Consider the following 12,975-nt stretch of genomic DNA (forward strand, 5'->3'; position numbering starts at 1 on the left):
ACCAAGGCGCTCATCGATCTCCCGAACATACTCGTGCAAATAGTAGGCTAGGTCGACGCCCAGCCGAAGCGCTGGCTGAGTTCCGCGAAGATTGCCCGCTGGCGGTCTTCCAGAACGAGAAAATACTGTGCGGTCCAGCTCACTACGCAGAACGAAGCGATCGCAAGCCCAAGCCCCCAGAAGCCGTCGATTGCCAGGTACTCTGCAAACTTGAGGAGCAGCAGGCCCAGGACCACGAGAATGACAGCCTGCATGAGAAGTGCTCTAAGGAGGCGGTGAGAGTCAAGCCGCAACGCGCGGCTCACGGTGCCGATCTGCAACGGTAGAATTACGGCGTTGGCAACCACTTGGCCAAGAATCAGCGCTCGCTCGTCGAACAGGTGCAATGTCGCAACCGCCACCGCGGCCCACACCGCCAATTGATAGATCATGAGCCGGTTCAGACGCGACTGCACGTCTGTGCGGGTCAGGAACATGACGTTGCCGAAGGCGAGGTATTGAGCGCAGATCGGCACCACGAAGCAGAGGCCCATCCAGACAGCGTAGGGGGCCATCTGTGGTCCGATCCATACCTGCATGATCTCGCGCGACAGCACGGCGGCCGCCATCAGCGGCGGCACCGTGAACATCGGCAGGACGACCAGGCCGAATTCGCCAAGGCGCTGGAACGTGGCAGCGTTGCCGCGTTCGTCGAGGCGGCTTGCCACCGGCAGCAGGGCCGACGTCAGGAGGCCAACGACGACCTTGGACACGCGGGGCAGCCTGACCAGGGTGTCGTATACCCCCACGCCCTTGGGTCCGAACAAGAGGCCGACCAGGAAGGGTTGAATCGGGAGTGCCAGGCCGCCCGTCAGCTTGCCTTGCGCGAACAGCGCGCAGCGGTGGAACAGCTCGCGCCGGATCGGCGCGTCCCACATCGCGAGTTTGACCTTGCGCACGACAGCGACGAAGGCTGCGGCGAACGCCAAGCATGCGCGCATCAAAGTGCTGGCGAGATAGATGTAGGCCACCACCTCGAATGAGGCCCCGGTATTGGCGGCCCAGATCGTGCAGGTCACATAGGCGATCGTGGAGCTCACCTCCGCCAGCCGCAGGACATTGTAGCGTTCAAAGCCCTTGACGATGCCTTCCCAGACCAGTGCCGGGATCAGCACCACGTTGGCAAGCGCAGTGTAGCGCAAAATTTGCGCAAACCTGTCGGCGTGAGCAGCATCGACGCGGAGCGCGATGGTCAGGTAAGGCGCGCTGATCCAGATCGTGACCGCGAGCAGCCCTGCGAGGCCCACGGCCATCACAGTAAGAAGCGCGAGCTGCTGGCCGGCGATGCGCCAATTGCGATGCTCCCGCGCCCGTGCGACCGCTTGCGTTGTGACCTCGGAGAGGCCGAGATCGAGCAGTCCCATCATCCCGCTTGGCAGCAGGATGCGGGCCAGCACGATGAGGCCGAACTCGGTCACGCCCCAAGTGCGGATGATGACGGGTATAACGACGAGCCCGAGCACAGCCGCAATTCCGAAGGCCGCACTGGATATCAGCGTGTTGCGGATCAGCTGTTTGAGCATGCTCCGCCGCTCACCACGCGCTCAGGCCGCCATCGACCGCGATGTTCTGGCCGGTGACGTAGGATGCCGCATCGGACACCAGGAAGAGGATCGTTCCCACCATTTCGTCCGCGCGAGCCATGCGGCCCAGTGGGATACGGGCACCATAGCGCGCCTTGAAGGTCTCGTTTTGCCCGCTCTCCACCCCGCCCGGGGTCAGCGTGTTGACGCGAACGCCCTTGCTCGCCCAGTAGGTCGCCAGGTGCTTCGTGAGGCCGATGACACCGGCCTTCGAGGCGGTGTAGACCGCCGGCGTGTTGATGGCGCGGCCGAGATACTCGGAGCCTTCGTAGATGCGCTGATCGGGGGCCATCAGTCCGTAGATCGAGGCGGTCTGCACGATGGCGCCGTAGCCGCGTTCGGCCATCCGGCCGCCGAACACCTGCGCGACGTTGAACATGCCGTCGAGATTGACAGCCATGATCTCGCGCCAGGTCTCCTGCGAGAATTTCTCGACAGGCGCGAAGAAGGCGTCGACGTCGCGGGTCTTGCTGGCCGCGTTGTTGAGCAGGATCGAGACCGGTCCGAGGTCGGCCTCGATCGCATCGGCTGTGTTGCGCACCGCTTCAGGGTTGGTGATGTCGCAACCGTAGCCTCTGGCGCGGACGGCATGGCGGGAGGCGACGTCGGCTGCTGCGGCATCGGTTGCGGCCTGATCCAGATCGACAATCGCAACGTTGGCGCCGAACTCGGCAAGGCCCTCGGCAAAGCGACGACCAAGAATGCCGCACCCGCCGGTAACGACGGCGGTGCGGCCGGTCAGATCGAACAGAGCCTTGAAGCTCGTGGTCATCGCTTGCGCCTCCTCAGGCCGCCAGTCGTTGGCGGAGCAACAGTTCCACCAACGTGAAATCGAGATCGGAATCGATGTCGATCGAACGCTCTTCCGGCATTTCGAGCAGGCGCGTGTCCGGGTAGAATACCGCAGGCCGCTCCAGGAATGGCGCGACGCGCCAGACATAGATCGACGCGTTCATGTCGAAGCAGCGCGGCGCATCCTGCCGGCGCGTGATCGGAGGATCGGCAGATTTGGACAGGCCGACGCTGCCATCGGAGCGCTGCTCGACAAGGTTGAAATAGGGCGAGCGTCGCGCCGGCGCCCCGGTAATGACATTGCGCGCGCCGCTCTCGCGCAGCAGTGCCACCGCACCGGTGATGTCGGAGGCGAGCCTGAGCGGCGAGGTTACGTCGAGATCGACGAAGATCTCGGGCGTCGTGCCCATTTGCGCGATGGCCTGCTCGAGACAATGGCGGATCGCCGGCAGCTTTGGCGCGGTATCGGTCGCCATCTCGTCGGGGCGCCTGACCGCGATGTCGGCGCCGGCCTTCAGCGCTGCCTCGAGCAGGGCGTCCGAATCGCTGCTGAAGGCGATCGCATCGAACAGGCCGGTCTCTCGCGCCTGCGCGATGCTCCACGCGAGCACCGGCCTGCCCAGGAGATCGCGCGCGTTCTTGCCGACCACCCCTTTCGAGCCGCCTCGCGCGCAGATGGTGCAGACGAGACTCATGGCGATATCCAGGTCTTGGCGCGCAGCGCGCGCTCGCTGGCGTCGATCAGATGCACGACGCCGAGGGCCTCGGGCAGCGAGCAGACCGGGCTCGCGCCGCGCATCGCCGCGACATGCATGTCGCGATAGCTCTGGTCGCGCTCGCTGGGAATCTCCGTTGCCTTGCCGTTGACCGTGAGACGGCTGCCGACGAGATCGGCCTCGATGGTATCGTCGTCGACATTGACGCGAATGCGGCGGATGCCCTGGCGATCGAGATAGTCCATGTGGACGTGCACCGATGGCGCCAGCTGCATATCGAGCAGCAGGTCGAGATGGTCGTCGACGTCGATGTCGCGAGCGCCGGAGGAGCCGCCGAGCGCTGCGACGCGATGCCATGGCCCGAACAGCCACAAAAGATAGTCCAGTTCGTGGCTGAGATCCCGCAGCACGCCGCCCCCGGCGTCAGCCGTGGCGGATGCAGTCGCACGGTGATCACGGCCCGGCCGCCAGTCCCTGATGTCCTGGCCGACATAGGCGTCGACCGTGATCACGTCGCGCTCGCGCAGTCGTTCCGCCAGCGCCGTCATCACGGGGTGAAAGCGCAGATTGTATCCGACGCTGACACGGGCGAAGGGATATTTCGGGGCCGGGGCCGGTGTTGCGAACAGCGGCTTTTCGACAAGGACGCTGCCATGGAACCTGGTCTGCGCGAGCTCCTGCAGATTGCCCGCATGGCGCGCAGTCTCGGTAGCGATCACCACGTAGTCCGGATGCGCCGCCGCGACGGCCTGCGCGATCGACCCGTAGTCGCCGCCTTCGCGCCGGCTGACAGTCGCGACCCGAAGGCCGAGCTCGCGCAGGACCCGCGCATGCCTTGCGCCAATCGAGCCGAGGCCAACCACGACGGCGGTTGTTGAGGTCACGGGAAGACCTCGTGAAACTCTGCATGCGCCTGCTCGAAATCCTCCAGGCGGCCGATGTCGAGCCAGTATTCACGAATGGGATAGACGGCGACGCGTCCCTTATCGGCGATCACCCGCTCCAGCACGGTCGGCATATCGATGCTGACACCGGGGGCGACATGGCGGAAGACCGAGCTTCCAACCACATATATGCCGGCACTGACGAACCAGCTCTCGGTCGGCTTCTCGCGAATGGTCTGGAGAAAGCCCTCCGACGTGGAAACCACGCCATAGGGGACGTGCACCTTGTGCTCGCGAACGGCCATCGTCGCTTCCGCCGGCGTTCCGTTGTGGAAGTCGAGAAGCGCTCCATAGTTGATCGTGGTGAGGATGTCGCCGTTGGTGACGATCATCGGCAGATCCGGCGGTGTCGAAAAGAGCCCAAGCGCGCCGGCGGTACCCAGACGTTCGGTCTCGTGCACGTACTGGATGTTGGCACCGAAGGCGGCGCCATCGGCAAAGTAGTCTTTAATCGTCTGAGCCTTGTAGTTGACCGAAATGTAGATGTTGCCGAAACCCTGCTGCACCACGTTGCGGACGATCGTCTCCAGCAATGGTCGGCCGCCGACATGGAGCATCGGCTTCGGCACGTCGCGCGTCAGCGCACCCAGGCGCTCGCCGAGGCCGCCAGCCATGATCAGCACAGGATTGGGATAGTGACGCGGCTCGAGCAGCTCATCGAGCGTCTCGACCACGACCAGATGGCCGCCCTCGTCGACAAGCGGGAGCTGCTTGATCGACCTCTGCCGCATCAGCTGCAGGCGATCCTCGCGCGGCAAGGTCGCAGGGGCCGACACCGGCGTCCGGTTCATGATGTCGGTCGCAAGTCCGGCGAGAGGAATGCCGCGCAGCAGCCCGCGCCTCACGTCGCCGTCGGTGACCACGCCCAGCAGGCGATTGTGGTCGTCGAGCACCAGCGCAACCTGGATGCTTCCGCTCTCGATCGCGGCGATGGCCTCGCCCACAGTCGCCTGGGTACCGACGACGGCTTTGCGCCAGGATTTCATGGCAATTTGCCTCGTATACGCCAGATATTGGGGGCGGCCCACGGCTGAGCCTGCTATATCGCGGCTGCGAGAGGCGGCGTCAACCCCGCCAGGGGCCCGGGCGTTGACCTTGTTAATACCCGTGTTTTTGGGCCAGGCCCCGTCGATTTGAAGTACCGCAGCCCCGTCGCTAAGATCGGTCTGTGCAGGGGAAATGCGATGGACGATCTCATCATCATCGGTGGCGGCGAGCATGCCTTCATGGTCTATGAGGCCGCTCTCCTGTCGGGCCTGTTCAACGTCGTCGGTTTCCTCGATCGCCAGCCGGGAACACTGGGCAATGCGCGCTACCTCGGAACCGATGACGTTGCGTCCAACTATCCGGATGCCGCCTTCGTGGTCGGGATCGGAACGATGCAGGCGGGGCCCGCGCGACGGCAATTGATCGGCCGGCTGCAGCTCAAGCGCTGGGCGTCGGTGATCCATCCGCGCGCGTTCGTCTCGCCATCGGCAACGATCGGCGCGGGTAGCGTCATCATGCCGGGTGCGATCGTCAATGCACGCAGCATGATCGGCCATCACTGCATCATCAATTCCGGCGCGGTCGTCGAGCACGATGTGCGAGTTGGGCACTGCACGCATCTGTCTCCCGGAACCGTGGTCGGCGGCGGTGCAGAGATCGGCGACAACTCCTTTGTGGGGCTCGGCAGCCGGGTCCGCGATCACATTTCCATTGGCAATGATACGCTGGTGGCGATGGGTTCCGTCGTTACGGCTTCATGGCCGCCCGGGTCCGTGCTGCGCGGGGTCCCTGCAAAGCCCCGTCGTTAAACCGGGTCGTCCGGATCAAGCGCCTGCGGCGCCGCCGTTCCGATCAAGGACCAATAGTCGATCGGCGGCCGCCCGGTGCCCGGCCGCTTGGCCGTGATGTCGGCCGGTCCGATGATCTCGCCGGCCCTCAGCGCGCGCGCCGCCACGATGCTCTTGCGCGCCACCGGGACGTTCCTGATTTCGGATTCCTTCGGCGTCTTCACGCCGTCGCCGAGCGCGGTCTCGACATTGCGGATGGCGCCGACCATGCGCTTGAAATCGTCCGGCTCCAGTGAGGCAGCGTGGTCGGGGCCGGGCGCATTGCGATCCAGCGTCAGGTGCTTTTCGACGATGGTCGCGCCGAGCGCGACCGCGGCTACCGAAATCTCGAACCCATCGGTGTGATCGGAATAACCGACCGGAAGCTGGAACGCCGATCGCATCGTCGCCATCGCGGCGAGGTTTACATCGGCGATGGGGCAGGGATATTCGGTCGTACAATGGAGCAGGCTGACATGCCGCGCCAGCGCGGCGCGTGCCGCCCGATCGCGCCATGCTGCGCGGAACGAGGCGACGCCTGCGGGATCCCTGCGATGCGCATAGCCATGGGCCAATACACCCAGTGCTTCCTCAACCTCGCCGAGCGTTGCCATGCCGGTCGACAGGATCAGCGTCGCGCCGGCCTTTGCTGCTGCGTGCAGCAGCGGGGCATTGGTGAGATCGCCCGAACCAATCTTGATGCGCGACAGTTTCAGAGACAAAAGGAAGTCGAGCGAAGTACTATCGAACGGCGTCGACAGAAACTCGATGCCGCGCTCCTTGGCGCGCGCGATCAGCGTCTCATGCGCAGCCTGCGGCAGCTCGAGACGTTCGAGCATGGCTAGTTGGCTCTCGCCGGCATCGGTGGTGCGCTGCTGATAGTCGGCCTTCTTCGCCGCGCCGCCCGCCAACGCCTTTGCATTGAAGGTCTGGAACTTGACGATGTCGGCTCCGGCATCGGCTGCCGCGTCGACCAAGGCCAGCGCCTTTTCCAGGCTGCCGTCGTGATTGACCCCGGCTTCCGCGATGATCAGCGTGTGCGTCGTCATGGCCGCGCTCCGCTTGCGGGAAGTTCGTAAAAGCCCTTGGCCAGAAGCCGCCTGAAATCGGGGATGTCGGCGATAATGTCGGCAAATCGCCGGCTGGATTCGCCGTCGCCGTAGGGGTTGACGGTGGCTTCGCGGCCACGCTGGAGTCCTGCCGAGATCGCGGCGGCAATTGCGCCACGTTCGGGCGCTGCATGAAACACCGAGGCCGCGCGCTCACGCCCCTTCTGACGGTCGCCTATATCCACCGTGGGAACGCCGAAGGAGGGTGCTTCGAGCACGCCGCTCGAGGAGTTGCCGATCACCACGTCTACTTGGCTCATCAGGCTGAGGTAGCGGAGCTGCCCGAGCGAGGCGACCGCGATCGTGTTCGGCCGGCGCGCCGCGAAGGCCTTGGTCCGATCGTTCAGCGCGCGCCCTTCGGCATCGGCATTGGCGAGCGTGAAGACAAGACGGAAGGCGGGATCGAGTGTCGACAGGCCAGCGAACAACTCTTCCAACTCGGCCACCGACCGCCCGGCTTCGACCGTGACGGGGTGAAACGTGATCAGTGCATTGCGTTCGCCGAGCGGCATCCCGATCGCGTCGCCTATGTCGTCGCGGTTCATCAGATCGAGATGCTTGATGGCGTCGATGCCGACCGAGCCGATGGTATGGATGCGGGACGGGTGCTCGCCAAGCTGCATCAATCGCCGCGTCGAGCCTTGATTGCTGGTGAAATGCAGATGCGACATCTTGCTGATGGCGTGGCGCGTGGATTCGTCGACCGCGCCTTCGGTGACGTCTCCGCCGAACAGATGCGCCATCGGCAGTCGCATGAACATCGCGGCCTGCGCGGCCGCGAACATTTCGAACCGGTCGCCGAGCACGACAACGAGATCCGGCTGCAACCGCGTGAAGGCGTCGGCAAAGCCGATCACGCCGAGTCCGACCGATTTGGCGACTCCGGCGCCGGTATCGCTGCTCAGCAGCGTCTCGATGCGCTCGTCAACCTCAAAACCTTCCTCGCGGATGGAGTTGAAGGTGTAGCCGAACTCTGGCGCGAGATGCATGCCGGTGGCGATGAGCTGAAGCGTCAGGCCTGGCGTCTGACGGATTGCGTGCATCGGCCAGACCAGCAGGCCGAAATCGGCCCGGCTGCCGGTGACGAAGCAGATTTTTCGTGCGCGACTACTCATCGCGGGGCCTGATGCTGGCGCTGCTGGGCAGGTTGATCAGCCGGCGCTCTATGGATTCCGCGGTGGAAAGATCGCCGCGGGGGCTTTGCGCAAACATCGGCAGCCTGTGCATCAACGTCCAGGCCGGGCGCGCGCCGAAGCCGGCCTCGTTCAATGCCGTGAGCACGTCGTCGCGCCGCTCGGCATGCGCCTCGTCGAGCAGGACCGCGTTCAGCCAGTAATTGCTCGTCGTACCCGCGGGCTCGCGCGAGAAGCGCACGCCGGGCACGCCGGCAAAGACACGCTCGTAGGCGGCCGCCAGCCGGCGCTTGCTCGCCAGGAAGCCGTCGAGCTGCTCGAGCTGGGCGCAACCGAGCGCGGCGTTCAGGTTGGGCAGGCGGTAGTTGAAGCCGATCTCGTCATGCACGAAGGCCCATTTGTGCGGCAGCTTCGCGGTCGTGGTGAGATGCTTGGCGCGGCGTCCCAGCTCCTCGTCATTGGTGAGGATGGCGCCGCCGCCGCCGGTGGTGACGATCTTGTTGCCGTTGAAACTCAGCGCCGCGAGCCGCGCCTGCGATCCGACGGCGTGACCCTTGTAGGTCGAGCCGAGCGATTCCGCGGCATCCTCCACCAGCGCGATGCCCCAGTCGTGCGCGATCGCTGCGATCTCGTCGAGTGCAACGGGATGCCCGAACGTGTGCATCGGCGAGATCGCCGCGATGCGGCGACCGGTCTCGCGATTGATCGTGCCTCCTGCGGTCCGCTCCGCAATCGCCCCGAGGCGCACCGCGAGTGCGCCGGGATCCATGCCGAGCGTGGCAAGCGAGCTGTCGACGAAATGCGGCGTTGCGCCGCAATAGGCGATCGCGTTCGTCGTCGCGATGAAAGTCAGCGCTGGCGAGATGACCTCGTCGCCGGGCTCGACGCCGGCGAGCCTGAAGCAGGCATGCAACGCGGCGGTACCATTGACGACGGCGATCGCGCGTTTGGCGCCGGTGACCTCCTCCAGCATGCGCTCGAACCGATCGACAAAGGGGCCGACCGAGGAAACGAAGGTGCTCTTGATGCACTCTTCGAGGTAGGCGATCTCGTTTCCGGCGAACACCGGTTCGTGCAGGCCGAGGACGCCGTTCGGCGTCCCCACCGCGTGCCGCACGGCATCGACGATCGTCTCCGGCTTGAAGTCTGAGCTGGTCATGACACTGTCCACCATCACCTCAGACATTGTAGACGTCAGCCTTGTAGCGGTTGAGGTTTGCGGGATTGGTGAACCAGTTGACGGTCTTGACCATGCCGCGACGCATGCCCTCGACACCGCCGAATTCAGGGCTCCAACCGAGCTGCTGGCGTGCCTTGGAATTGTCGGCCCAGAGCCGCTCGACCTCGCTGTTGGCCGGACGGAGGCGCGTCTCGTCGGTCTCGATTTCGATCGCGGTCCCCATGACATCGGCGATCATCTCGACGGTCGCGCCGACCGAGATCTCGAAGCCGCTGCCGAGATTGATGGTCTGGCCAACGCATTGCTCGGCCGGCGCGGTAAGTCCTGCGATGAGGCCGCGCGCGGTATCGGTGACGAAGGAGAAGTCCCGCGTCGGACTGACGGCGCCAAGACGGATCTTGCGCTTGCCGGTCGCGATCTGGCTGATGATGGTCGGAATCACCGCGCGCGCCGACTGCCGGGGGCCGAAGGTGTTGAACGGGCGGATCACGACAACCGGCATGTCGAACGAGGCGTGGAACGACAGCGCCATCTGGTCGGATGCGATCTTCGAGGCCGAGTAGGGTGACTGGCCAACCAGCGGATGGTTCTCCTTGATCGGGACGATCTGCGCCGTGCCGTAGACCTCGCTGGTCGAGGTCTGCACGAAGCGCCGCACGCCCGCCATGCGCGCCGCCTGGAGCACGTTCACCGTGCCCTTGACGTTGGTGTCGACATAGGAGTCGGGCGCGACGTAGGAGAAGGGGATCGCGATCAGCGCCGCCAGGTGCAGCACGTCGGTGCAGCCGCTGGCGGTTGCGATCATGAAGTGCGGATCGCGGATATCGCCGGCGACCACCTCCACGGACTTCATGATGTCAGCGGGAACCGTGTCCAACCAGCCCCAGGAATTGAAGGAGTTGTAGTAGACGATCGCCTTGACGCGAGCCCCGGCCTTCACCAGCTCCTCGACGACATGCGAACCGATGAAGCCGTCGCTGCCGGTAACGAGGACGCGGGCGTCCCTTAGATCTGCCATGCCGGACCCCAGAAGGCGATTAAGCCTGTGTTCGCAACAAGATGGCGCTATAGCACACTGGCGGTTGCGCGCAACAGAGCAGCGCCAGAAAGCTGCCAAATGCCCGGGGATGCAGCAGTTTTCGTGACGCGCCCCTAGGCCTGGCCGGCCGGCATGAGGCGCTGTCTCACGAAGGTCTCCAGGTTGCCGCCCTCGAACAAGTGGCCGGCGAGGCCGGCCGCACGAGCGGCTTCGATGTCGCTCGGCTTGTCGCCGATCACCATGCTGCGCGTCATGTCGACCGGAAAGCGCTGTGCGAGATCGATGATCATGCCCGGCGCCGGCTTGCGCCGGTCGCTCGTGCGGCAATAGCGCGCGACGGTGCCTTCGGGGTGATCGGGGCAATATTCGAATGCATCGACATGCGCGCCGATCAGCGCCATCTGGTCCGCCATCCAGCGGTGCAGCGCGACCACGTGATGCTCCTCGTAGTAGCCGCGAGCGACCCCGGACTGATTGGTGATGACGAAGGCAAAATAGCCAGCGTCGTTGACGGCCTTCACGGCCTCGCGTGCGCCCTCGATCCATTCGAGCCTGTGCGTCTCGAAAGTGTATCCCGAATCATGGTTGAGCACGCCGTCGCGATCGAAAAACACGGCCGGCCGACGCAGCTTGTTCCGCAATTCGCGGTCGGCGCGCGCAAAGTCGTCGGGAATGCCGATATCGATGAAGTAACCGCGATAGGCCGTGCCGCGCAGTGCGCCGGACTTGGTCAGGCCAGGAAATACGTCCTGCTCGAGCGAGGCGGGAAGCATCGTGATGTCGGCAAGAACGGACTTGTCGATGACGTAGATGCCGGCATTGACCGGTCCCGTGGCACCCGCACCCGGGGCGATGAAGTCACGCACTACGTCACCGTCGAGGACGACGCGTCCATAGCGGTCCCCGACGACGCCGTCGCGCAGTGCCATGTGAACGCGTCCCCCTTGGGCGCGCACGATCAGGTCGAGCAGGTTGAAGTCGAACAGAGAATCTCCATTCAGCAGCAGGAAGCGATCGTGCAGCAGGTTGCGCGCATGGATGAGCGCGCCGCCGGTGCCGAGCGGCTCCGTCTCGCGGGACACGACGATTCGCGTCTGCCCCCTGGCGGCTGCCGCGTAGTGCGTCTCGACGATCTCCGCCTTGTGGCCCGCCAGCAGCAGGATCTCATCGAACACGCCATAGCGTGCGAGTTCGTCGATCAGCGTGTCGAGAAACGGTCGCCCGCCGATGTCGAGCATCGGCTTCGGCACGGTTTTGGTGCGTTCGCCGAGGCGGGTGCCGAGTCCCCCGACGAGGATCGCGGCCTGTCTCAGCATGACGGCTCTCCCCATCGGCGCCTCGGTCGAAGGTGAGCAGCAAATGTTTGTCTCAAGGTTCTGGCTCTCGTTGGATCGAGCTGTGGTGGCCGGATCTTCTCCCAACGTCGGTCGATCGTCGACAAAGGCTTAGCGAACGCGACACTGAGTGAAAAAGCCCCCGCACCAACGCCCGTCAATGGCGAGCTGCCCGCTGCGACAGGAACTGTTGCGGGCTCTGTTTACGCTTAGCGACGCCCGGAGGCAACGAGCAAGGGAGAAGGCGAGGATTCTCTTGTCGAACGAACCGGCCGGGCGGAGCGCAGGCGGGCGATCATATGAGGGTCGATCATCGAGAGCCCTTGGCTATGGGCCGATTGATCAACCAGAGATAGCTCAGTATGATAATGACCGGGTTCCCCATCCGTATTGTGGGGGTTGCCGGGGACAAGAGTCACATGCCGATGGCCGAGCGTACGCCGCGAGCTCCAGCGTTTCTGCAGCTTGCGAGATGGTTCCATGTTGCTGTCCGAGCAGCGCGGAAACATTGGGTCCTTTCGCTCATGATCGGGGCGATCTTGTTGGCTGCTCTTGGCTCCCTTGCCGTCGGCCGAAAGGTGGAATCCTGGACCGCGACCTCGACGATCGCGATTGGTACGATGCCCACCCTTCAAAGTATTCTCGGGCTCGCTGGGGCAGGAGTTGAACCCGTGGAGAGTGCCCGTGATCTGGTGACGCGAATCGGAGCGGTCCAATTTCAGAGCACTGTTCTGGCCGATGCTCGAAAGGCGCTTCCCGACTCGCGTGGGGCGTTCGGCGGAGCCTCATTGCGCGGGATCGTTATTGGCGATTCGTCGATCCGCCTGGAGGCGAGCTCCGCCTCGAAGGAGGAGGCGGCGACCCTGCTTCAACAGGCTGTTCTTGCGATCCAGGCCGCACACCAGAGATTATTCGAGCCGAGGATGGAGTTGTTGCATTCGGTGCGCGCGCGCCTGCAAGATGCGAGAGTGCTGCTCAACGATGCATTGAGGAAGAGCAGTATGGACTTGGCGCCGGCTCGGCCGGACGGGGGTTCCATCGGGGCTGCTTTCGTTGAGAGTCCAGGGGCTTCGGTCGACAGGATGCTCAATGTTGATACGCGCATTGCTCTGCTGGCTTATATCGAACGCACCGTGAAAATGACGGGGCCGCAAGATGGTTTGTCTCCCGCGACGGAAGGGCCGAGGGAAGTCAATCTCGTGCAGAGAGCCATCCTGGCGGGCTTGGGCATTCTGCTTTTCGTCGGTCTTTTGACCTTCTTTCTGAGGCGGCCGGCGCGTCTCGGCTAGGAC

The 12,975-nt window shown here is 64.4% G+C and carries 12 protein-coding genes; 2 read left to right on the plus strand and 10 right to left on the minus strand.

The annotated features are described in order from the left end of the window. Window positions 1–47 precede the first annotated feature (47 nt). Genes AC1RQP_RS31055 through AC1RQP_RS31075 form a run of 5 tightly spaced genes read right to left on the minus strand, consistent with a single transcriptional unit; the run spans window position 48 to window position 5,060 of the window. Window positions 48–1,562 (minus strand): oligosaccharide flippase family protein, encoded by a 1,515-nt coding sequence (locus tag AC1RQP_RS31055; RefSeq protein WP_492940625.1) that lies wholly within the window; start codon window positions 1,560–1,562, stop codon window positions 48–50. A gap of 10 nt (window positions 1,563–1,572) precedes the next feature. Further along, a complete protein-coding gene (locus AC1RQP_RS31060) occupies window positions 1,573–2,394 on the minus strand; it encodes an SDR family oxidoreductase (RefSeq protein WP_492940627.1) in 822 nt (273 codons plus the stop codon). 13 nt (window positions 2,395–2,407) lie between these two features. After that, on the minus strand, window positions 2,408–3,109 hold the full coding sequence (locus AC1RQP_RS31065) for an acylneuraminate cytidylyltransferase family protein (protein WP_271533338.1): 702 nt from the start codon (window positions 3,107–3,109) through the stop codon (window positions 2,408–2,410). After that, the gene (locus AC1RQP_RS31070; RefSeq protein WP_492940629.1) at window positions 3,106–4,014 is read right to left on the minus strand and encodes a Gfo/Idh/MocA family protein; all 909 of its coding nucleotides are present in this window, start codon (window positions 4,012–4,014) and stop codon (window positions 3,106–3,108) included. Before AC1RQP_RS31070 ends, AC1RQP_RS31065 begins: the two co-directional genes overlap by 4 nt. Next, window positions 4,011–5,060 carry a nucleotidyltransferase family protein gene (locus tag AC1RQP_RS31075; protein WP_492940631.1) on the minus strand — a complete coding sequence of 350 codons (1,050 nt, stop codon included), beginning with the start codon at window positions 5,058–5,060 and terminating at the stop codon, window positions 4,011–4,013. The genes AC1RQP_RS31070 and AC1RQP_RS31075 overlap by 4 nt, the downstream gene beginning before the upstream one ends. Before the next feature lie 198 nt (window positions 5,061–5,258). Between AC1RQP_RS31075 and AC1RQP_RS31080 the strand changes: the two genes are divergently transcribed. Next, on the plus strand, window positions 5,259–5,870 hold the full coding sequence (locus tag AC1RQP_RS31080; protein WP_492940632.1) for an acetyltransferase: 612 nt from the start codon (window positions 5,259–5,261) through the stop codon (window positions 5,868–5,870). On the opposite strand, the gene neuB is transcribed toward AC1RQP_RS31080, so the two are convergent. The 5 genes from neuB to AC1RQP_RS31105 all read right to left on the minus strand — a co-directional run bounded on the left by neuB (window position 5,867) and on the right by AC1RQP_RS31105 (window position 11,665). Continuing rightward, window positions 5,867–6,937, minus strand: a complete 1,071-nt coding sequence (neuB, locus tag AC1RQP_RS31085; RefSeq protein WP_492940634.1) for an N-acetylneuraminate synthase — start codon at window positions 6,935–6,937, stop codon at window positions 5,867–5,869. The two genes, AC1RQP_RS31080 and neuB, sit on opposite strands and share 4 nt — an antisense overlap. Beyond that, a complete protein-coding gene (neuC, locus tag AC1RQP_RS31090) occupies window positions 6,934–8,112 on the minus strand; it encodes a UDP-N-acetylglucosamine 2-epimerase (protein ID WP_492940636.1) in 1,179 nt (392 codons plus the stop codon). The genes neuB and neuC overlap by 4 nt, the downstream gene beginning before the upstream one ends. Further along, window positions 8,105–9,289, minus strand: coding sequence for a LegC family aminotransferase (locus tag AC1RQP_RS31095; RefSeq protein ID WP_492940638.1), 1,185 nt, complete (start codon window positions 9,287–9,289; stop codon window positions 8,105–8,107). Before AC1RQP_RS31095 ends, neuC begins: the two co-directional genes overlap by 8 nt. Before the next feature lie 19 nt (window positions 9,290–9,308). Beyond that, a complete protein-coding gene (locus tag AC1RQP_RS31100; RefSeq protein WP_492940640.1) occupies window positions 9,309–10,328 on the minus strand; it encodes an NAD-dependent 4,6-dehydratase LegB in 1,020 nt (339 codons plus the stop codon). Window positions 10,329–10,462: 134 nt separating this feature from the next. Continuing rightward, window positions 10,463–11,665, minus strand: a complete 1,203-nt coding sequence (locus tag AC1RQP_RS31105) for an HAD-IIIA family hydrolase (protein WP_492940642.1) — start codon at window positions 11,663–11,665, stop codon at window positions 10,463–10,465. 542 nt (window positions 11,666–12,207) lie between these two features. Between AC1RQP_RS31105 and AC1RQP_RS31110 the strand changes: the two genes are divergently transcribed. Beyond that, entirely contained in the window at window positions 12,208–12,972 is a 765-nt protein-coding gene (locus AC1RQP_RS31110; protein WP_492940644.1) for a hypothetical protein, read from the plus strand. Window positions 12,973–12,975 lie beyond the last annotated feature (3 nt).

It is taken from the genome of Bradyrhizobium sp. GW821-FHT13H06 (assembly GCF_058803975.1).